Here is an 18,451-nt window from a genome sequence, read left to right on the forward strand (position 1 = left end):
CTTAGGAGAAAACCATGAGTCACTTTCTCGATCGCCTGACCTTCTTCAGCCAACCGCGCGAGTCCTTTTCCAACGGCCACGGCGTGCTGACCATCGAAGACCGCAAGTGGGAGGACGCCTACCGCAACCGCTGGCGCCACGACAAGGTGGTGCGCTCCACCCACGGCGTCAACTGCACCGGCGGCTGCTCCTGGAAGATCTTCGTCAAGAACGGCCTGGTCTCATTCGAGATGCAGCAGACCGACTATCCGCGCACCCGCGACGACCTGCCCAACCACGAGCCGCGCGGCTGCCAGCGCGGCGCCTCGTTCTCCTGGTATCTGTACAGCCCGCACCGGATCAAGCATCCGATGATCCGCGGTCGCCTGCTCGACCTCTACCGGGCCGAGCGCAAGGCAGGCCGCGACCCGGTCGAGGCCTGGGCCGCGATCCAGGCCGATAGCGCCAAGCGCGACAAGTACGTCAAGGTGCGCGGCCTGGGCGGCTTCGTTCGCACCCACTGGGACGAGGTGCTGGAGATCGTCGCCGCCGCCAACATCTACACCATCAAGAAATGGGGTCCGGACCGCATCTACGGCTTCTCGCCGATCCCGGCCATGTCCATGATCTCCTACGCCGCAGGCAGTCGTTATCTCAGCCTGATCGGCGGCGCCTGCGGCTCCTTCTACGACTGGTATTGCGACCTGCCCATCGGCAGCCCGCAGACCTGGGGCGAGCAGACCGACGTGCCGGAGTCGGCCGACTGGTACAACTCGACCTACATCATCATCGCCGGCGCCAACCTGCCGATGACCCGCACGCCGGACGCCCACTTCGCCATCGAGACCCGCTACAAGGGGACCAAGATCGTGTCCATGGCGCCGGACTACGCCGAGTTCTGCAAGTTCGCCGACCTCTGGATGCCGATCCGCCAGGGCACCGATTCCGCCGCCTTCATGGCCATGGGCCACGTCGCGCTCAAGGAGTTCTATATTCAGCGGCAGACCCCATACTTCCAGGAATACGCGCGCAAATACACCGACCTGCCGATGCAGGTGATGCTGCGCAAACACGGCGACGGCTATGTCAGCGACCGCAACCTGCGCGCCTCCGACTTCGTCGGCAACCTGAACGAGACCAACAACGCCGAGTGGAAGACCATCGGCTTCGACGAACTGTCCGACCAGTTCGTCGCACCCAACGGCTCCATCGGCTTCCGCTGGGGCGAGGAGGGCAAGTGGAACCTGCTGGAAAAAGCCGCCGGGAGGGACACCAAATTGGAGCTGAGCTGCCAGGGCAAGCCCGGCACCGAGGTGGTCTCGGTCGGCTTCCCCCACTTCGCCCACGACGAGCCAAGCCTGCTGTTCCGCAACGTGCCGGCGCGCCGGGTCAAGCTGGTCGACGGTTCCGAGGTACTGGTCGCCTCGGTGTTCGACCTGCTGGTCGCTCAGTACGGCGTCGACCGCGGCCTGGGCGGCGGCAACGTGGCCAGCGACTACAACGACGCCAACGTCGCCTATACCCCGGCCTGGGCCGAGAAGATCACCGGCGTCAAACGCGCCGACATCGAGCGCACCGGCCGCGAGTTCGCCGACAATGCCGCCAAGACCCGGGGCAAGTCCATGGTCATCATGGGCGCGGCGATCAACCACTGGTATCACCACGACCAGTCCTACCGTTCGATCATGAACCTCTTGCACCTGTGCGGCTGCGTCGGCCAGTCGGGTGGCGGCTGGGCGCACTACGTCGGCCAGGAGAAGCTGCGGCCCCAGGCCGGCTGGGCGCCGATCGCCTTCGCCCTCGACTGGCACCGTCCGCCCCGGCATCAGAACTCCACCTCCTACTGGTACTTCCACACCGACCAGTGGCGCTACGAGACGGTGAAGCCGGACGACCTGCTGTCGCCCGCGGGCAAGAACCGCAACAAGGGCTACAGCCTGGCCGACTACAACGTGGTCTCCACCCGCCTGGGCTGGCTGCCCTCGGCGCCGCACTTCAACAAGAACCCGCTGGAACTGGCGGCCGAGGCGGCCAAGGCCGGCGCCACCGACGAGGCGGCCACCGCCAAGTATGTGGCCGAGCAGCTGAAGTCCGGCGCCCTCGACGTCGCCTACGCCGACCCGGATAACCCGGTGAACTGGCCGCGAAATTTGATTGTCTGGCGCGGCAACCTGATCGGCACCTCGGCCAAGGGCCACGAGTACTTCCTGAAGCACCTGCTCGGCGCCCAGAATGGCGTGCTGCAGGAGGGCGGCGTCGGCAACGACTGCAAGGAGGTGAAGTGGGTGGACCAGGCTCCGGCCGGCAAGCTGGACCTGATGGTGGACATCAACTTCCGCCTGAACTCCACCGGCGCCTATGCCGACATCATCCTGCCCACCGCCACCTGGTACGAGAAGCACGACCTCAACACCACGGACATGCACCCCTTCATCCATCCCCTGGCCGAGGCGGTGAGCCCGGGCTGGGAGTCGAAGTCCGACTGGCAGATCTTCAAGGCCCTGGCCAAGAAGTTCTCCAGCCTGGCCGGCAAGCACCTGGGCGTGCAGAAGGACGTCGTCGCCCTGCCCATGCAGCACGACTCGCCGTTCGAGCTGGCCCAGCCCCTGGGTCAGGTCAAAGATTGGAAGAAGGGCGACTGCGAGCCGATCCCCGGCAAGACCATGCCGCTGATCAAGCTGGTCGAGCGCGACTACGCCAGCACCTACAACAAGTTCATCGCCTTGGGCCCCTTGATGGTCAAGATCGGCAACAACGTCAAGGGCCTGGACTGGAACACCGAGCAGGAATACAAGGAGCTCGCCAGCCTCAACCGCACCGTGACCGAGCCGGGCATCTCCCAGGGCATGCCCAGCCTGGAAGAGGACATCGCCGTGTGCGATTCGGTGATGCGCATGGCGCCGGAGACCAACGGCGAGGTGGCGCACAAGTCGTGGACGGCGCTGTCGAAGAAGACCGGCATCGACCACCACCACCTCTATGCCGGCCGGCACGAGGACAAGATCACCTTCCGCGACATCCAGGCCCAGCCGCGCAAGATCATCACCGCGCCGACCTGGTCCGGCATCGAGTCGGAAAAGGTGTCCTACACCGCCGGCTATACCAACATCCACGAGCACATCCCGTTCCGCACCCTGACCGGCCGCGCCCACTTCTACCAGGACCACGAGTGGATGCTGGACTTCGGCGAGGGCTTCTGCTGCTTCCGGCCACCGGTGGACATGCAGGAGCACAAGAAGGTGCCCGAGAGCGTGAAGAAGTCGCCGCATCTCGTGCTGTCCTGGATCACCCCGCACTCCAAGTGGGGCATCCACTCCAGCTACCAGGACAACCTGCGCATGCTCAACCTGTTCCGCGGCGGCCCCTACTTCTGGATCTCGGAAGAGGACGCCAAGAGCGTGGGCATCGCGGACAACGACTGGGTCGAGGCGGTCAACGCCAACGGCGCGACGGTGGCCCGCGCGGTGGTCTCGCAGCGGGTGCCGCGCGGCATGGCGCTGATGTACCACGCCCAGGAGAAGAACGTGAACGTGCCCGGCAGCCCCACCACCGGCAAGCGCGGCGGCATCCTCAACTCGGTCACCCGCGTGGTGGTCAAGCCCACCCACATGATCGGCGGCTACGCCCAGCTGGCCTACAGCTTCAACTACTACGGTCCGGTCGGCAGCAACCGCGACGAGGTGGTGGTGGTGCGCAAGATCGCCGACCAGGACGTCGACTGGCTGGAGCGGCCGTTGACCCCCGAGCGGGAAGAGCAGCGCAACCCGGCCGGTGTCGGCCCCCGCTGATGCGATCAGGAATAGGAGAAAACCATGAAAGTCAGAGCGCAATTCGCCTTCGTCTTCAACCTGGACAAGTGCATCGGCTGCCACACCTGCTCGGTCACCTGCAAGAACGTCTGGACCAACCGCAAGGGCGCCGAGTACATGTGGTTCAACAACGTCGAGTCCAAGCCCGGCATCGGCTATCCCAAGCAGTGGGAGAACCAGGACATCTGGCGCGGCGGCTGGGAGCTGAAGAACGGTAAGCTGGAGCTGAAATCCGGTTCGCGGCTCACCCGGCTGGCCAACATCTTCGCCAACCCCGACCTGCCCGAGATCGACGACTACTACGAGCCGTTCACCTACGATTATGCCCGGCTGCAGAACGCGCCGCTGTCCGAAGCGGCGCCCACCGCGCGCCCGGTCTCCCAGATCACCGGCGAGAAGATGGAGAAGATCCATTGGGGCCCGAACTGGGAGGACGACCTGGCCGGCGAGTTCGACAAGCGGGCCCGCGACCGCAACATGCGCGACCTGGAGAAGGCGATCTACAAGCAGTTCGAACACACCTTCCACATGTACCTGCCGCGCATCTGCAACCACTGCATCAACCCGGCCTGCGTCGCCGCCTGCCCGTCCGGCTCGCTGTACAAGCGGGAAGAGGACGGCATCGTCCTGGTCGACCAGGACAAGTGCCGCGGCTGGCGCATGTGCGTGTCGGCCTGCCCGTACAAGAAGGTGTTCTACAACTGGGAATCGGGCAAGGCCGAGAAGTGCATCGGCTGCTACCCGCGCGTGGAATCCGGCATGCCGACGGTGTGCTCCGAGTCCTGCGTCGGCCGCATCCGCTACAACGGCATCATGCTCTACGACGCCGACAAGATCGAGGCACTGGCCTCCACCCCGAACGAGCAGGACCTCTACCAGGCCCAGCTCGACATCTTCCTCGACCCGAACGACCCGGCGGTGATCGAGCAGGCCCGCAAGGACGGCGTCCCCGAGGACTGGCTGGAGGCCGCGCGCAAGTCGCCGATCTGGAAGATGGCGGTGGAATGGAAGATCGCCTTCCCCATGCACCCCGAGTTCCGCACCCTGCCCATGGTCTGGTACGTGCCGCCGCTCTCGCCGGTGCAGTCGCAGATCGACCAGGGCGCGCTGCCCGGCACGCCGGACAGCGTGATCCCGCCGGTGGAGAACCTGCGCCTGCCGGTGAAGTACCTGGCCAACCTGCTCACCGCCGGCAAGGAGGCGCCGATCGTCCACGCCCTGAAGCGGATGATCGCCATGCGCGCCTACCAGCGCTCGGTCCACGTCGAGGGCCAGGCCGACACCCGTGCCCTGGAAGAGACCGGCATGACCGTGGAGATGGCGCTGGAGATGTACCGCTATCTGGCCATCGCCAACTACGAGGACCGCTTCGTCATCCCGACCGGTCATGCGGAGGTCACGCTGGAAGACTTCTACGGTTTCCAGGGCCAGAACGGCTTCTCCTTCGGCAACGATTCCTCGCCCGGCATCTCGCCCAACTCCCTGTTTCCCGAGCGGCGCCGCGAGACCGTGGAATCGCGCGAGCCGGCCCCCTCGGCAGACGACTAACCCACCGGAGACCCGACCATGTTTTATCGCATCCTATCCAAGCTCCTGGACTACCCGGACGCGGCGCTGCTCGAAGCGCTGCCCGAAGCGCGCGAGCGGGCCCGGTCCGGCGTCGGGCTCGCTGCCGACGAACGGGCGGTGCTGGCGACCTTCCTCGATCATCTGGAGTCGCTCTCGCTGACCGAGCTGCAGGCGGCCTATGTGATGACCTTCGACCTCACGCCCGAGCATTCGCTGCACCTGACCCACCATCTGTTCGGCGACGACAAGAATCGCGGCCCGGCCCTGATCGACCTGACCGAGTTCTACCAGGAATTCGGCCTGGAGCTGGCGGCCAACGAACTGCCCGACTACCTGCCGCTGATGCTGGAGTTCGCCGCCGAGCTGACCGAGGACGAGTCGCGCATGTTCTTCAGCCAATGGCTCAAGGTGCTCAAACAGCTGGCGAACAACCTCGCCGAGGCGCAGAGCCCGTACGCGCCGCTGATCCGCCTCGTCGAACACCGCGGCCAATTGATCAAGGCCGCCGCATAAGGAGATTGCTATGGACCTGCATCAGATCGTCTTCGGGGTCTATCCCTACATTGCCCTGGCTACCTTCGTCCTGGGTAGCTGGATCCGCTTCGACCACGAGCAGTACACCTGGAAGAGCGATTCCAGCCAGCTGCTGTCGCGCCGCTACATGCGCTTCGCCAGCAACGTCTTCCATATCGGCGTGATCGGCATCTTCTTCGGCCACCTGGTCGGCCTGCTGACGCCGCACGCGGTGTTCCTCGCCCTGGGCATCTCCGACATGGCCCACCAGGGCATCGCCATCTTCGCCGGCGGCATCTTCGGCGGCATGGCGATCCTGGGCGGCGTCATGCTCTGGCTGCGGCGCATGTTCAACCCGCGGGTGCGCGCCGCCAGCCGCTGGATGGACATCAACATCCTGGGCTGGATCATCCTCACCGCCATGCTCGGTTTCTCGACCATCTTCTTTTCCATCGAGCATGCCAGCAAGGGCGACGCCACGGTGATGATCCGCCTGGCCGAGTGGGTGCAGAGCATCGTCGTGCTCCAGCCCAAGCCCGAGCTGCTGCACGAGATCGACACCGTGTTCAAGCTGCACATCTTCTTCGGCCTGTCGGTCTTCCTGTTCTTCCCCTTCACCCGTCTGGTCCACATCTGGAGCGCGCCGATCGGCTATCTGTTCCGCGCCTACCAGGTGGTGCGGGCCAGGCGGGTCTGAGGCCTTTGTTTTCCAACCACCGTGGCCGTCAATCCCTCCCGTGCCTCCTTCGCGACGTCCAACCCATCATGGGCGGGGTCCGCGGTGGTTTTTTTCTTCCTTGCCCGGCCGGCGCGCGGCGCATAGCCACGTTGCCGGCAGTGGCATTGCCGCTGGTTCCATGACATCGATCAAGGTTTTGCCCAGGCAGGCGACCTAAGATGCAATCCCCAGTAAATTTGTAAACTAATAGGAGTCTCGCCATGCAAGGCCACCTGCATCTGTCCCCCGACGCCATCTATCCCTTCGACGCCCGCGGCATCGCCAAGCGCTTCCGCCACGCCGCCATCTTCGGCGCCCTGGATGCCCTGACCCCCGGCGAGCGCATGCGCTTCGTCAACGACCACAACCCCATCCCCCTGCTGCAGCAGATGCAGGCCCGCTACGGCGACAAGGTCGAGGTGAAATATCTGGAGCAGGGTCCGCAAGGCGTGGTGATCGACTTCATCAAGCAATAAGCCCATACGGCAGTAGACGCTCTAGATGCTGATCGGCCTGCTCGCCATCACCCTGGCGCTGCTCGCCGGCGCCCTGGCCCTGCCCCGGGCGCTGGTGGCGCCGTCGGCGTTCTGGGCGCACCTGGTGCTGGCCATGGGGGTGATGAGCCTGATCTTTGCCGCCATGCAGCACTTCGTGCCGGTGCTCACGCGCGGCCAGGGTGTCTCGCCGCGCATGGCCCGGCTGCCGCTGCTCATGTTCGCGGCCGGCGCCCTGGCCTGCTTCACCCTGCTCGGTGTCGTGCCCTATCCTGGCCTCAGCGCGGCCGCCGCCCTGGCGCTCGTCGGCCTGGGCCTCATGCTCCGCTGGGTGTTGGTCCGCGGCCGTCAGGCCGTGGGCCGGCCGCATCCCGGTCTTGGTTGGTACGTCGCCGCCCTGGCCTGTCTGGCCGCCGGCCTGGTCGCGGCGTTGCTGATCCCGCTCTGGCCCGGGCAGCATGGCCTGCTGCGCGGCTTTCACCTCAACATCAATCTCTACGGTTTCGTCGGTCTCACCGCGGTCGGCACCCTGCAGGTGCTGCTGCCCACGGCGGCCGGCAGCGCCGACCCCGGCGTGGCCGCCCGCCTGCAGGCCGACCTCAAGTGGGCCCTGGCCGGCAGCCTGGCGCTGGCCGTGGGCCAGGCCGGGGCGTGGATCGGGCTCGCCGCCCTCGGCGCCGCCGCCTGGGCCTGGCCCTTGGCGCGCATGCTGGCCGCCTGGTGGCAGGCCTATCGCGCCCGCATCTTCGCCTGGCACGGCGCCGCGCCGGTGCTGGCCGCCGCCGCTTTAGGCCTCGTCAGCGCCCTCGCCGGCGGCTTGAGCGGGCGCGAGGCGATCGGGCCGCTGACCATCCTCCTGCCCGGCTTCCTCTTTCCCCTGGTGGTCGGCGCTGCCAGCCAGCTCGCCCCGGTCTTTCTCCGCCCCGGTGTCGCCACCGACTGGCACGTCCGCTCGCGCGCGACCCTGGGCCGCTGGTCCGGCCTGCGCGCGCTGCTCTTCCTCAGCGCCGCCTGGCTGCCGCTGCTAGGCTACAAATGTTCCGGCATCCCGGCCCTGGTCGCCTTGCTCTGGTTCCTCGTGGTTTTTGTCATCTGGTTGTTCAGGGATTAGTCGTGGCCCTCTCCGACGTAGTGAATACCTTCGGTCAATGGTTGCTCGCCAAGCATGGCGAGCGGGTGCACAAGATCGCGCTCGACGCCGGCTTCACCTGTCCCAACCGCGACGGTGCCAAGGGCATCGGCGGCTGCACCTTCTGCAACAACGCCTCGTTCAGCCCCAACGCCCCGGCCGGGGCGGGCGGCGACAGCGCGGTGCCGCCCCCGGTATTGTCCCAGCGGCGCGGCCGGCCGGCCCGGCCGCTGGAAGAGCAGCTCGACGCCGGCCGCGCGGGCATCGCCCGGCGCACCCGCGCCCGCAAATACCTGGCCTATTTCCAGGCCTATACCAACACCTATGCCGACGTTCAGCAGCTCAAGGCCCTGTACGACCAGGCCCTGGCCGTGCCCGGCATGATCGGGCTGTCGGTCGGCACCCGGCCCGATTGCGTGCCGCCGGCGGTGCTCGATTTGTTGGCCAATTATCGACAAGAAGGTCTTGAAGTCATTCTGGAGTTGGGCTTACAGTCAGCCTTCGACGAGAGCCTGGCCCGGGTCAACCGCGGCCACGGCCTCAAGGAATATGAAGTCACCTGCCGGGCGGCGCGCGCGCGCGGCATCCCGGTCTGCACCCACCTGATCCTGGGCCTGCCCGGCGAAGACGACCGGCATTACCAGCGGAGCTTGGATATCGTGCTCGACATCGGCACCGACGGCCTCAAGCTGCATCCCCTGCACGTGGTGAAGGGCACCCAGCTGGCCAATGAATGGCGGCGCGGCGAATACACGCCGCTCAAGCTCGACGACTACGTGCGCGCCGCCGTCGACCTGATCGAGCGCACGCCCTGGGACGTGGTCTATCACCGCCTCACCGGCACCGCGCCGGCCCGGCTGCTGCTGGCGCCGCGCTGGTGCGCCAGCAAGTGGCCGGTGGTCAACGCCATCGTCGCCGAACTCGAACGCCGCGGCAGCCGGCAGGGCGCGGCGGCGGCCAGCCTGCGAGAGGTTTCCCATGCCTGCCCTGCTTGAACTGATCTGCCCGGCCGGCAGCCTGCCGGCGCTCAAGGCCGCGGTCGACGGCGGCGCCGACGGGGTCTACCTCGGCTTCAAGAACAACACCAACGCCCGCAATTTTTCAGGTCTCAATTTCGACGATGCCGCCATCGCGGCCGGCGTCGACTATGCCCACGGCAAAGGGCGCAAGGTGCTGCTGGCGCTCAACACCTATCCCCAGCCGGGCGAGGTGGCGCGCTGGCAGCAGGCGGTGGACCGCGCGGCCGAGCTCAAGCTGGACGCGGTGATCCTGGCCGACCCCGGGCTCATGGCCTATGCCGCGAAACGCCACCCCGACCTGCGCCTGCATCTCTCGGTGCAGGGCTCGGCCACCAGCTACGAGGCGATCAACTTCTACCGCGAGCGCTTCAACATCCAGCGCGCCGTGCTGCCGCGGGTGCTGTCGCTGGCCCAGGTCGAGACGGTGGCGCAGAACACCGAGGTCGAGCTGGAGCTGTTCGGCTTCGGCGGCCTCTGCGTCATGGTCGAGGGGCGCTGCCTCTTGTCGTCCTACGCCACCGGCGATTCGCCCAACACCTGCGGGGTCTGCTCGCCCGCCCATGCGGTGCGCTGGCAGCAGACGCCCTTGGGGCTGGAGTCGCGCCTGAACGGCGTGCTGATCGACCGCTACGCCGACGCGGAGAAGGCCGGCTACCCCACCTTGTGCAAGGGCCGCTTCGAGGTGCAGGGCGAGACCTACTACGCCCTGGAGGAACCCACCAGCCTCAACACCCTGGAGCTCTTGCCCCAGATGGCCAGGCTCGGCATCGCCGCGATCAAGATCGAGGGCCGCCAGCGCAGCCCGGCCTATGTCGCCCAGGTCACCGGCGTCTGGCGCGCGGCGATCGATGCGGTCAAGCGCGCGCCGGAGACCTTCGCCGTCGCGCCGGCCTGGCACGGCCAGCTCGACAAGGTGTCCGAAGGCAGCATGCACACGCTCGGCGCCTATTACCGGCCATGGAAATGAAACAAGCCTTCAGTCGGCAGTCTGCAGTCAGCAGCAAGACCGTGCAGTTACTGTCGACTGACAACTGCAAACTGCCAACTTGATCACGATGAAACTCAGCCTCGGACCGCTCCTTTACTACTGGTCGCGCGACGACACCTTCGCTTTCTACCAGGCCGCCGCCGCCTGGCCCGTGGACAGCGTCTATCTGGGCGAGACGGTCTGCTCGCGCCGGCACACCCTGCGCCTGCCCGACTGGTTTTCCCTGGCCGACCGGCTCGCCGCCGCCGGCAAGGAGGTGGTGCTGTCCAGCCAGGCCCTGATCGAGTCGGAGTCCGATCTCAAGCTGCTCCGCAAGATCGCCCGCAATGGCAAGTTCCTGGTCGAGGCCAACGACTTCGGCGCCGTGCGCCTGCTCGCCGAGGCCGGCGTGCCCTTCGTCGCCGGGCCGACGCTCAACGCCTACAACCCCGATACCCTCGCCATGCTGCATGAGCTGGGTGCCGTGCGCTGGGTGCCGCCGGTGGAGATGCCGGCCAGAATGCTCGCGGCCATGCCGGTGCCGGCGAGCATGGCGACCGAGTTCTTCGCCTACGGCCGGCTGCCGCTCGCCTTCTCGGCCCGCTGCTTCACCGCCCGCCACTACAACCTGCAAAAGGACGACTGCCAGTTCAAATGCCTGGACCATCCGGACGGTCTCACCCTGCGCACCCGCGAGGGCGCGGCCTTCCTCACCCTGAACGGCATCCAGACCCAGTCGGCCCGGGTCTACAGCCTGGCCCACCGCATCGACGAGCTGCGCGCCGCCGGCGTGGGCCTGCTGCGCCTGTCGCCGCAAGCGCAGCGCATGGCCCAGGTGGTCGAGGTCTTCCATGAACTGATCACGGGCGGGCTCGCCCCGGCCGAGGCGCCGGCCCGGCTCGCCCGGCTGATGCCGGGCGAGCCCTGCGACGGCTACTGGCTGGGCCAGGCCGGGCTGGACTGGCAGCCCGAGCGCGCCGCCCTGCCAAGCTGAGAGGAGAAGCGCATGCCCCTGCCCGCCATTCCCAAACCCCTCGCCCGCGCGCTCGGCATCCTGCCGGCCTTTCCGGCCTCCTTGGCCTTCTGCACCGCCGGCAACCTCTCGGCCTGGCCGACCCTGCGCGAACTCGACTGGTCCGAGGTGCGGGGCCGTCGCTTCTGCATACGGGTGCGCGACCTTAATCTCAAGTTTCATTTCAGCGTCGGCCCGCGCGGTTTCGTGCCCGAGGTGGCGCACAGCGCCGACGTCACCTTCACCGCCACGGCGGAAGACTTCGCCCGCCTCGCGCTGCGGCTGGAAGACCCGGACACCCTGTTCTTCAATCGCCGGCTCCTGATCGAAGGCGACACCGACCTGGGCCTGCGGGTGAAGAACATGCTCGACGGGGTGGAGCTGGAAACCCTGGCGCACGGCCTGCCGCTCGGCCTCGGCCGGGTGCTGCTGGCGCTGCGCGAGCGCGCCATGCAGCCTTCCTGATCAGGCAGATGTAGCTCCCCCCCTGCCTCCCCCACAAATGGGGGATGTGCGCCCCCTCCCCACATGTGGGGAGGGTTGGGGTGGGGAGCGATATTGGCTTGAGCTTGTTCCTGCGGGCCTCAGGCCAGCCGGCCGCCGTACTGGTCGAACAGCCGCTTGGCCCGGTGCAGGTTTTGCCACTGCACCCAGCCGCTGGCGGCCAGCAGCACGAGGCCCGGTGCGCTCAGCGGCGCCGGCAGGAAGGGGGCGGGCAAGAGCAGCAGCACCCCGATGACGTGCAGCCGCAGGTGGCGCATGGCCAGCGCTTCGGGCATGAAATCCTTCATGTTGGGAATGGTGCCGGCGCGGGCCTGGGTCTGCGCCTGCAGGTGGAACCAGGCGAGGAAGGGCACGATCTTGTAGAGCATGCCGGCCACCACCGAGACCGCGAAGCCGAGCAAAAAGACGATGCCCAGCAGCACCTGCAGGCCGTCACGCCAGGCCTCGGGGCCGGAGACGGCGAGCGGCGCGAGGCCGACGCAGGTGAGCAGCGAGGTCATGGCGAAGCGCCAGAAGTACAGGGTGGTGTCGGGCAGCTTGCGCCGGCGCCGACGCTGGATCTGCAGGGTGGCCACGGCGTACCAGGCGCTGGTGGCGCCGGCCAGCAGCCAGGCCGCCCATTCCATCGCCGTCGCCGCCGCGGCCGGCAACAGCAGGGCCAGCGCGTGCAAGACCAGGGCGGCGAGCAGCAGCCAGGTCAGCCAGCGCATCAGGCCATCGGGGTAGGGCGGGGTCAGTTGCAGCATGGGCACCACGTGATAGGCCACGCCGGCGACCAGGATCAGCACCCAGCCGAGCAGGCCCCAGGCCGCGTGCAGCTGGGTGAGGGCCTGCATCTCGATCAGCGGCCAGGCGCCGGCGAGGCCGCCGCCCAGATAGAGGCCGAGGCCGAAGGTCACCAGCAGCGCCAGCCAGGCCTGGCGGATGGGTTGCAGGATCATGTTGGCGGCGCGGGCGCGGAGGAGGCTGACCGCCGCCGCCGCGAGAAAGACACCGAGGGCGACGGCCAGCAGCGCCAGCGCGGCCTGGATCAGCCAGGGCACGGCCTGCCACAGGCCGGCGGCGAGCAGGAGGGCGCCCAGGCTCAAGCCGGCGTGGGCGATGCCGGCGACGCTCATGGCCGCCGGCACCGGCGAGCCGATCACCACCGGCAGCATCTGCAAGAGCGAGCCGACCATGACCTGGCCCAGGTAGCCCAGGGTGATGAGGTGGGTGAGGCCGAGCGCGGCCGGGCTCCAGCGGCTGGCCAGCCACTCGTCCTCGAGCGGGATGGCCGCGACGGCGGCCAGGATGAGGAACAGCGGCGCGGTCAGGAAGAAGCGCAACGGCGCCGAAAAGGGCGGCGCCTGTTGGTAGTCGAGGCCGGCTTGGGCGATGGCGCTACCTCTTCTCGGTCAGTTCTCCGGCTCGAAGATCAGGACCTCGTAGCAGTGGTCCTCGATCGGCCGGGTGCGGTACGTGAGCCCCATCTGTTTGAGCAGGTTGTACAGCGGCAGGGGCTCGCGGTGGATCAAAAAGCGGATGCGCTGGCCCGGTTCCAGGCGGCCGATGGCGTCCATGGCCTTTTCCATCGGCTCGGGCGGGTCCAGCCAGCGGGCATCGACTTCGATGTCGGGCTTCATGCCTTGGCGTGCAGCGCTTCGTCCAGTTGCTCGATCAGGGCGGCATCGCCGCCCAGGGTGCGATCGGTCATCGGGTAGAGGATTTGCTCCTCCTTCATGTTGTGCTGGCGCATGAGCATGAGCAGGGTCTCCGACAGGCCGAGGAAGGCGGCGTCGTTTTGCCGCTCGACCGCCGCCTGCATCTGCTCCATCAGCTCGCGCATCTGGCTGTGCTCCATGCGCATCACCTGGGTCGGGCCGCCGCTCATGCCGGTGCGGGCCTCGAAGGCGGGGAACAGGGTGTTCTCTTCGGCATCGAGATGGCGTTCCATCGCCGCCCGGAATTCGCCGAAGCGGCTGGCGGCATCGGGCCAGGCCTTGCCGGCGACCAGGTTCTCGGCCTCGGCGAACAACTCGTCGCAGGCGCTGTGGTCTTGGGATAGCAATTCGGTGATCTGGGACATGGCGTAACCTCTCTCGGTGAGTTTTTGTTTATTGTCCCCCGCGGCCTTTCCGGGCTTCCTTGATCAAGCTCAATGAATCTTGCAGGAGCCAGGCGGAAACTGGCGGCCTTGTCTTTCAGGGCCGCCACCATGTCTTTCCCCCCCTTCTTCAAGGAAGTCCGCCGTATCCGTCTGAACGACCCCCTGGCCGCCCTGCTGGGCGCGGCCGAGGCCGGCGAGCTGGAATACCGCTATGAGGACGCGGTGAAGCTGGCCGGGCATTCCTGCCCCACCGTGGCCGGCGCCTACCTGATGACGCTCAAGGCCCTGGGCCGGCTCTATCCGGACCGCCTGCCCGAGCGCGGCGGGGTGAGGGTGGAACTGCGCGAGGCCCAGGCCGCCGGCACCACCGGCGTCACCGCCGCGGTGGCCGGCCTCATCACCGGCGCGGCCGGCGAGGGCGGCTTCAAGGGCCTGGGCGGGCGCTTTAGCCGCCGCGGCCTGCTCAGCTTCGCTGTTGATATGGCCGGCGAACTGCGTTTTACCCGGGCCGACACCGGCGCGGCGGTCGAGGCGGCCTATCACCCGGAGATCGTGCCGCCCGACCCGGCCATGCAGCCGCTCATGGCCCGGCTGATGAGCGGCGAGGCCAGGATGGATGAGCGCCAGGAATTCGGCCGGCTCTGGCAGCTACGGGTCAAGCGCCTCCTGATCGACCATATCGACGACCCGGATTTAATTGTTCTGAGCTAGCCCACCCCAGTCCTCCCCATAAATGGGGAGGGGGAATATCCCTCCCCACTTGTGTGCCCTGAAAGGTATGAAGGGGAGGCGGGGAGGGGGAATTCAGGTGGTGGTGCCAAGCACCCGCTTTCCTGGGGTGTGCGTGATAAACTGGGGCACGCCAGTCCGGTCGTCCCCATGCCCCTCATCCGTCTTCTCCCCGATCTGCTCATCTCCCAAATCGCCGCCGGCGAGGTGGTCGAGCGTCCGGCCTCGGCGCTGAAGGAGCTGTTGGAGAACAGCCTGGACGCCGGCGCCAGCGACATTCGCGTGGACCTGGAGGAGGGCGGCATCAAGACCATCCGCGTCGCCGACGACGGCGCCGGCATCGCCCGCGACGACCTGCCCATGGCCCTGGCCCGCCACGCCACTAGCAAGATCGAGAGCCTGGCCGACCTGGAGCGGGTGGCGAGTTTGGGTTTTCGCGGCGAGGCCCTGGCCAGCATCGCCTCGGTCGCCCGCGTCGCCATCGTCAGCATCGCCCGGGGCGAGCGCCATGCCTGGCGCATCGAGGCGCAGGACGGCGCGGTCTCGGCGGTCGAGCCCGCCGCGCTCAATCGCGGCACCGTGGTCGAGGCGCGCGACCTCTTTTTCAACACCCCGGCCCGGCGCAAGTTCCTGAAGACGCCGGCCACCGAATACGCCCACTGCCTCGACGCCTTCACCCGCCTGGCCCTGGCCCGGCCCCAGGTGGCCATGACCTTGAGCCACAACGGCCGGGTCATGGCGCGCTACCCGGCGCAGGACTGGCAGGCGCGGGTGCTGGCCGTGCTCGGCGACGACTTCGCCCGGCAGGCGCGGCTGATCGACGAGGCGGCGGGGGATGTGCGTCTCTATGGCTGGGCCGGCCTGCCGGCCTATGCCAAGGCCAGCCGCGACGCCCAGTTCCTCTTCGTCAACGGCCGCTTCGTGCGCGACAAGGTGCTCAGCCACGCCGCGCGCGAGGCCTATCGCGACATCCTGCACGGCAGCCGGCACCCGGCCTATTGCCTGTTCCTAAAGATCGACCCGGTCCGGGTCGACGTCAACGTGCATCCGGCCAAGACCGAGGTGCGCTTCCGCGACGCCCAGGCCGTGCACCGCTTCGTCTTTCATGCCCTGGAGCGGGCGCTCGCAGGCAATCAATCTGGCAGCGAGGCGAATGCCGGGGAAACCATCCCCCTCCCCCCCTCCCCCATGAATGGGGGAGGAGCCACCCCCTCCCCATTTATGGGGAGGGTTGGGGTGGGGAGTTTTACGCCACCGCCTCACCAGCACAACCTCGGCCTCGCCGTTGCCGAACCCGCCGCCTACTACCAGATGGTGGCCGAGGCGCTGCAGGCCGCGCCGGCCCGGCCGGCCGTGGTCGAACCCGGCGCCGAGGCGCCGCCGCTGGGCTACGCCCTGGCCCAGCTCGCCGGCATCTACATCCTGGCCGAAAACGATAAGGGCCTGGTCGTGGTCGACATGCACGCGGCGCACGAGCGCATCCTCTACGAACGGCTGAAGGCCGCCCTGGGGGCGAAGCAGGTCGCCATGCAGCCCCTGCTGGTGCCGGTGGTGTTCGCCGCCACCGCCAGGGAAATCGCCGCGGCCGAGGCGCATCAGGCGGAACTCCTGGAACTGGGCCTGGAGCTGTCGGCCGTCTCGCCCACCCATCTTGCGCTGCGTGCCCTGCCGGCTATGCTCAAGGACGCCGACGGCGAGACCCTGGCGCGCGAGATTTTGAAGGAGGTGGCCGAGTTCGGCGCGGCTCACGCCATCGAGGCGCGGCGCAACGAGCTCTTGGCCACCCTGGCCTGCCATGGCGCCGTGCGCGCCAAGCGCAAGCTCAGCCTGCCCGAGATGAACGCGCTTTTGCGCGACATGGAGCAGACCCTGCGCGCCGACCAGTGCAACCACGGCCGGCCCACCTGGTTTCAACTCACGGCGCATGAGCTCGACAAGATGTTCATGCGTGGAAAATAGGTTTAATGCCAGCGGGTGCAGCCCTCACCCCCAGCCCCTCTCCCGCCGGGAGAGGGGTGCGCGGCAGCGCGGGTGAGGGAGGTTTTGGTGGCATGATGTACATATATTTATCGACAGGATTTTGGAAATGAGCCAAGGCAAACCCCTCGACATCCCCATCCGCATCGCCCCGGCCGAGCCGACCATCCCGGGCGCCGAAGAGGCCAAGAGCTGCGCCTCGGGCGAGCCCTATGCCCTCATGGTGCTGGGCGACTCCATGCTGCCCGAGTTCGAGGAGGGCGAGATCATTGTGGTCGAGCCCGAAGGCCTGGCCAGGGACGGCTCCTATGTGGTGGCCTGGGCCAACGAGGAATACATCTTTCGCCAGCTGGTGCAGCACCCCGAGGGCTGGATGCTCAAACCCTTGAACCCGCTCTACCCCAACATCCCCATCGACGACCCGAAACAGGCGGTCAAGGGCGTGGTCATCATGAAGAAGAAGCCGGGCAAGCGCAAAGAGCAGAAGTCCTACGTCTGAGGCTGCCCGCCCGGTTGGCGGCCGCCTTTCACATCATCCTGCCAGCGCATCGTAGGCGGCTTTGGCCGCGGCGACGAGGATGATGACGGCGAACATGCGCTGCAGCGCCTGCGAGGACAGTTTCCGCTCGGCGAGGCTCGCGCCGATGAGACCGCCGACCAGGGCGGCGGCGGCCAGGGGCAGCATGAGCATGGGCTCGATGGCGCCTTTCAGGCCGTGCGCGGCCAGAGCGATGGCGGAGAGGATGAGGATGAGGGTGGAGTTCATCGCCGCCACCTGCTTCGGCCCGGCCCAGCCGAGGAAGAGGACGATGGGGCCCAGGAAGACACCGCCGCCGACGCCGAGAAAGCCGGAGATCACGCCGACGACAAGGCCGGCCGGAATGCCGATCAGGTAGAGCCAATGCCGTTCGGGCAGGCCCTCGCGTTCTTGGGCCTGGGGCGCCTTGATCAGCATGGCGATGGCGGCGAGGGCGAGCACGCAGGCGAGCAAGGCGAAGAAGATTTGCTTGTCGGCCGTGATCAGGCCGCCGAGGAAGGCGGCCGGCATGGCCGGCAGCAGAAAGGGCAGAAACAGCGGCCACTTGATGCGGCCGGCCAGGCCGAAGCGCAGCGCGGCGGCGCCGGTGACCACCAGGTTGAGCATCAAGGCGGTGGGAATCATGGCGGCGGCGGGCAGGCCGGCCAGGGTCATGATGGCGAGGTAGCCGGTGCCGCCACCCAGGCCGACCGAGGCATAGGCCCCGGCCACCAGCAGCACCAGGGGGATCAGCAGCCAGAGCAGGTCGAGCGGCAGGGCGTCGGTCATGGTGAATTGCTTATGTCGACCTGAGTGGGGCGCCGTTTCCCTCACCCTCGATCCCTCTCCCGGAGGGAGAGGGAAGCATGCACCCTTCTCCCGCGGGGAGAAGGGTTGGGATGAGGGGGTTTTTTAACATGCCAAGCGCCAGGTGTCCTGCCTAATCGAACTGCACCCGGAAGCTGTAGCCGTGCTTTTCGAAGCCGAGCTGCTCATAGAAGGCGTGGGCGCGCTGGCGGCTCAGGTTGGAGGAGAGGGCGACCTTGTAGCAGCCCTTGGCGCGGCAGGTGGCGATGGCGTGGCGCATCATGGCCTGGCCGATGCCCTGGCCGTGGCAGGCCGGGTCGACGCCGACGTCCTCGATCACGCCGGAGGGCGCGCCGAGGTGGCAGATCGTGTCCATGATGAGCAGGGCATAGGTGCCGACGATGCGGCCCGCCTTTTCGGCGACGTACAGCGTGTAGTCGGGATAGCTTTGCATGCGGGCGAACTGGCGCTCGGCGGCGTCCAGCGGCAGCCTGGCGCCGTTGTCGAGCTCGGGCTGGGCGTAGAGCCGCAGCACCTCGGGCAGGTCGGCCACGGTGGCGGGACGGATGGCAAGCTCGGCGTCGGGCATGGCGGGGCGGGTATCATTGGCACCGAGTTCGAC

At 67.6% G+C, this 18,451-nt stretch carries 18 protein-coding genes; 13 read left to right on the forward strand and 5 right to left on the reverse strand.

The window, feature by feature from the left end; all coding sequences use genetic code 11:
* Positions 1-14 precede the first annotated feature (14 nt).
* The 10 genes from EL388_RS03765 (at position 15) to ubiT (ending at position 11,674) form a co-directional block, all read left to right on the forward strand.
* Positions 15-3,767: a nitrate reductase subunit alpha gene (locus EL388_RS03765; protein WP_126459835.1), complete on the forward strand. Its 3,753-nt coding sequence runs from the start codon at positions 15-17 to the stop codon at positions 3,765-3,767.
* A 24-nt stretch (positions 3,768-3,791) separates the two neighbouring features.
* On the forward strand, positions 3,792-5,336 hold the full coding sequence (gene narH, locus EL388_RS03770; RefSeq protein ID WP_126459838.1) for a nitrate reductase subunit beta: 1,545 nt from the start codon (positions 3,792-3,794) through the stop codon (positions 5,334-5,336).
* A gap of 18 nt (positions 5,337-5,354) precedes the next feature.
* On the forward strand, positions 5,355-5,870 hold the full coding sequence (gene narJ, locus EL388_RS03775) for a nitrate reductase molybdenum cofactor assembly chaperone (RefSeq protein ID WP_126459841.1): 516 nt from the start codon (positions 5,355-5,357) through the stop codon (positions 5,868-5,870).
* A 10-nt stretch (positions 5,871-5,880) separates the two neighbouring features.
* Complete coding sequence (gene narI, locus EL388_RS03780) at positions 5,881-6,567, forward strand: respiratory nitrate reductase subunit gamma (protein WP_126459844.1); 687 nt, start codon at positions 5,881-5,883, stop codon at positions 6,565-6,567.
* 242 nt (positions 6,568-6,809) lie between these two features.
* Complete coding sequence (locus EL388_RS03785) at positions 6,810-7,064, forward strand: DUF2249 domain-containing protein (RefSeq protein WP_126459847.1); 255 nt, start codon at positions 6,810-6,812, stop codon at positions 7,062-7,064.
* A gap of 25 nt (positions 7,065-7,089) precedes the next feature.
* The gene (locus EL388_RS03790; protein WP_126459850.1) at positions 7,090-8,193 is read left to right on the forward strand and encodes a hypothetical protein; all 1,104 of its coding nucleotides are present in this window, start codon (positions 7,090-7,092) and stop codon (positions 8,191-8,193) included.
* A gap of 2 nt (positions 8,194-8,195) precedes the next feature.
* Complete coding sequence (mnmL, locus tag EL388_RS03795) at positions 8,196-9,206, forward strand: tRNA modification radical SAM protein MnmL/YtqA (protein WP_232019172.1); 1,011 nt, start codon at positions 8,196-8,198, stop codon at positions 9,204-9,206.
* On the forward strand, positions 9,190-10,197 hold the full coding sequence (ubiU, locus tag EL388_RS03800; protein ID WP_126459856.1) for a ubiquinone anaerobic biosynthesis protein UbiU: 1,008 nt from the start codon (positions 9,190-9,192) through the stop codon (positions 10,195-10,197). Before mnmL ends, ubiU begins: the two co-directional genes overlap by 17 nt.
* An 88-nt stretch (positions 10,198-10,285) precedes the next feature.
* Positions 10,286-11,191: a U32 family peptidase gene (locus EL388_RS03805; RefSeq protein ID WP_126459859.1), complete on the forward strand. Its 906-nt coding sequence runs from the start codon at positions 10,286-10,288 to the stop codon at positions 11,189-11,191.
* 12 nt (positions 11,192-11,203) lie between these two features.
* Positions 11,204-11,674, forward strand: coding sequence for a ubiquinone anaerobic biosynthesis accessory factor UbiT (ubiT, locus tag EL388_RS03810; protein ID WP_126459861.1), 471 nt, complete (start codon positions 11,204-11,206; stop codon positions 11,672-11,674).
* Positions 11,675-11,793: 119 nt separating this feature from the next.
* On the opposite strand, the gene EL388_RS03815 is transcribed toward ubiT, so the two are convergent.
* From EL388_RS03815 to EL388_RS03825, 3 genes are all read right to left on the reverse strand, one after another.
* Positions 11,794-13,038 carry a hypothetical protein gene (locus EL388_RS03815; protein WP_232019173.1) on the reverse strand — a complete coding sequence of 415 codons (1,245 nt, stop codon included), beginning with the start codon at positions 13,036-13,038 and terminating at the stop codon, positions 11,794-11,796.
* Between the two features lie 69 nt (positions 13,039-13,107).
* Positions 13,108-13,335 (reverse strand): DUF2249 domain-containing protein, encoded by a 228-nt coding sequence (locus tag EL388_RS03820; RefSeq protein ID WP_126459866.1) that lies wholly within the window; start codon positions 13,333-13,335, stop codon positions 13,108-13,110.
* A complete protein-coding gene (locus tag EL388_RS03825) occupies positions 13,332-13,778 on the reverse strand; it encodes a hemerythrin domain-containing protein (RefSeq protein WP_126459869.1) in 447 nt (148 codons plus the stop codon). Before EL388_RS03825 ends, EL388_RS03820 begins: the two co-directional genes overlap by 4 nt.
* 129 nt (positions 13,779-13,907) lie before the next feature.
* On the opposite strand from EL388_RS03825, the gene EL388_RS03830 reads away from it, so the two are divergent.
* The 3 genes from EL388_RS03830 (at position 13,908) to EL388_RS03840 (ending at position 17,004) form a co-directional block, all read left to right on the forward strand.
* Positions 13,908-14,510, forward strand: coding sequence for a hypothetical protein (locus EL388_RS03830; protein WP_126459871.1), 603 nt, complete (start codon positions 13,908-13,910; stop codon positions 14,508-14,510).
* A gap of 168 nt (positions 14,511-14,678) precedes the next feature.
* Complete coding sequence (gene mutL, locus EL388_RS03835; protein ID WP_126459874.1) at positions 14,679-16,487, forward strand: DNA mismatch repair endonuclease MutL; 1,809 nt, start codon at positions 14,679-14,681, stop codon at positions 16,485-16,487.
* A 127-nt stretch (positions 16,488-16,614) separates the two neighbouring features.
* Positions 16,615-17,004, forward strand: coding sequence for a S24 family peptidase (locus tag EL388_RS03840; RefSeq protein WP_126459878.1), 390 nt, complete (start codon positions 16,615-16,617; stop codon positions 17,002-17,004).
* A gap of 33 nt (positions 17,005-17,037) precedes the next feature.
* Here EL388_RS03840 and EL388_RS03845 read toward each other — a convergent pair whose 3' ends face one another.
* Together EL388_RS03845 and EL388_RS03850 are read right to left on the reverse strand one after the other, a co-directional pair.
* Positions 17,038-17,811: a sulfite exporter TauE/SafE family protein gene (locus EL388_RS03845; RefSeq protein WP_126459881.1), complete on the reverse strand. Its 774-nt coding sequence runs from the start codon at positions 17,809-17,811 to the stop codon at positions 17,038-17,040.
* 151 nt (positions 17,812-17,962) lie between these two features.
* Positions 17,963-18,418: a GNAT family N-acetyltransferase gene (locus EL388_RS03850; protein WP_126459884.1), complete on the reverse strand. Its 456-nt coding sequence runs from the start codon at positions 18,416-18,418 to the stop codon at positions 17,963-17,965.
* Positions 18,419-18,451: the final 33 nt, after the last annotated feature.

This window comes from Sulfuritortus calidifontis, from assembly GCF_003967275.1.
Classification (GTDB): Bacteria; Pseudomonadota; Gammaproteobacteria; order Burkholderiales; family Thiobacillaceae; genus Sulfuritortus; species Sulfuritortus calidifontis.

What these genes read in the sequence shown, in the direction of transcription:
- EL388_RS03765 (WP_126459835.1), top strand. Translation starts at nt 15, where the DNA reads ATGAGTCACTTTCTCGATCGCCTGACCTTCTTCAGCCAACCGCGCGAG.
- narH (WP_126459838.1), top strand. Translation starts at nt 3,792, where the DNA reads ATGAAAGTCAGAGCGCAATTCGCCTTCGTCTTCAACCTGGACAAGTGC.
- narJ (WP_126459841.1), top strand. Translation starts at nt 5,355, where the DNA reads ATGTTTTATCGCATCCTATCCAAGCTCCTGGACTACCCGGACGCGGCG.
- narI (WP_126459844.1), top strand. Translation starts at nt 5,881, where the DNA reads ATGGACCTGCATCAGATCGTCTTCGGGGTCTATCCCTACATTGCCCTG.
- EL388_RS03785 (WP_126459847.1), top strand. Translation starts at nt 6,810, where the DNA reads ATGCAAGGCCACCTGCATCTGTCCCCCGACGCCATCTATCCCTTCGAC.
- EL388_RS03790 (WP_126459850.1), top strand. Translation starts at nt 7,090, where the DNA reads ATGCTGATCGGCCTGCTCGCCATCACCCTGGCGCTGCTCGCCGGCGCC.
- ubiU (WP_126459856.1), top strand. Translation starts at nt 9,190, where the DNA reads ATGCCTGCCCTGCTTGAACTGATCTGCCCGGCCGGCAGCCTGCCGGCG.
- EL388_RS03805 (WP_126459859.1), top strand. Translation starts at nt 10,286, where the DNA reads ATGAAACTCAGCCTCGGACCGCTCCTTTACTACTGGTCGCGCGACGAC.
- ubiT (WP_126459861.1), top strand. Translation starts at nt 11,204, where the DNA reads ATGCCCCTGCCCGCCATTCCCAAACCCCTCGCCCGCGCGCTCGGCATC.
- EL388_RS03820 (WP_126459866.1), bottom strand. Translation starts at nt 13,335, where the DNA reads ATGAAGCCCGACATCGAAGTCGATGCCCGCTGGCTGGACCCGCCCGAG.
- EL388_RS03825 (WP_126459869.1), bottom strand. Translation starts at nt 13,778, where the DNA reads ATGTCCCAGATCACCGAATTGCTATCCCAAGACCACAGCGCCTGCGAC.
- EL388_RS03830 (WP_126459871.1), top strand. Translation starts at nt 13,908, where the DNA reads ATGTCTTTCCCCCCCTTCTTCAAGGAAGTCCGCCGTATCCGTCTGAAC.
- mutL (WP_126459874.1), top strand. Translation starts at nt 14,679, where the DNA reads ATGCCCCTCATCCGTCTTCTCCCCGATCTGCTCATCTCCCAAATCGCC.
- EL388_RS03840 (WP_126459878.1), top strand. Translation starts at nt 16,615, where the DNA reads ATGAGCCAAGGCAAACCCCTCGACATCCCCATCCGCATCGCCCCGGCC.
- EL388_RS03845 (WP_126459881.1), bottom strand. Translation starts at nt 17,811, where the DNA reads ATGACCGACGCCCTGCCGCTCGACCTGCTCTGGCTGCTGATCCCCCTG.
- EL388_RS03850 (WP_126459884.1), bottom strand. Translation starts at nt 18,418, where the DNA reads ATGCCCGACGCCGAGCTTGCCATCCGTCCCGCCACCGTGGCCGACCTG.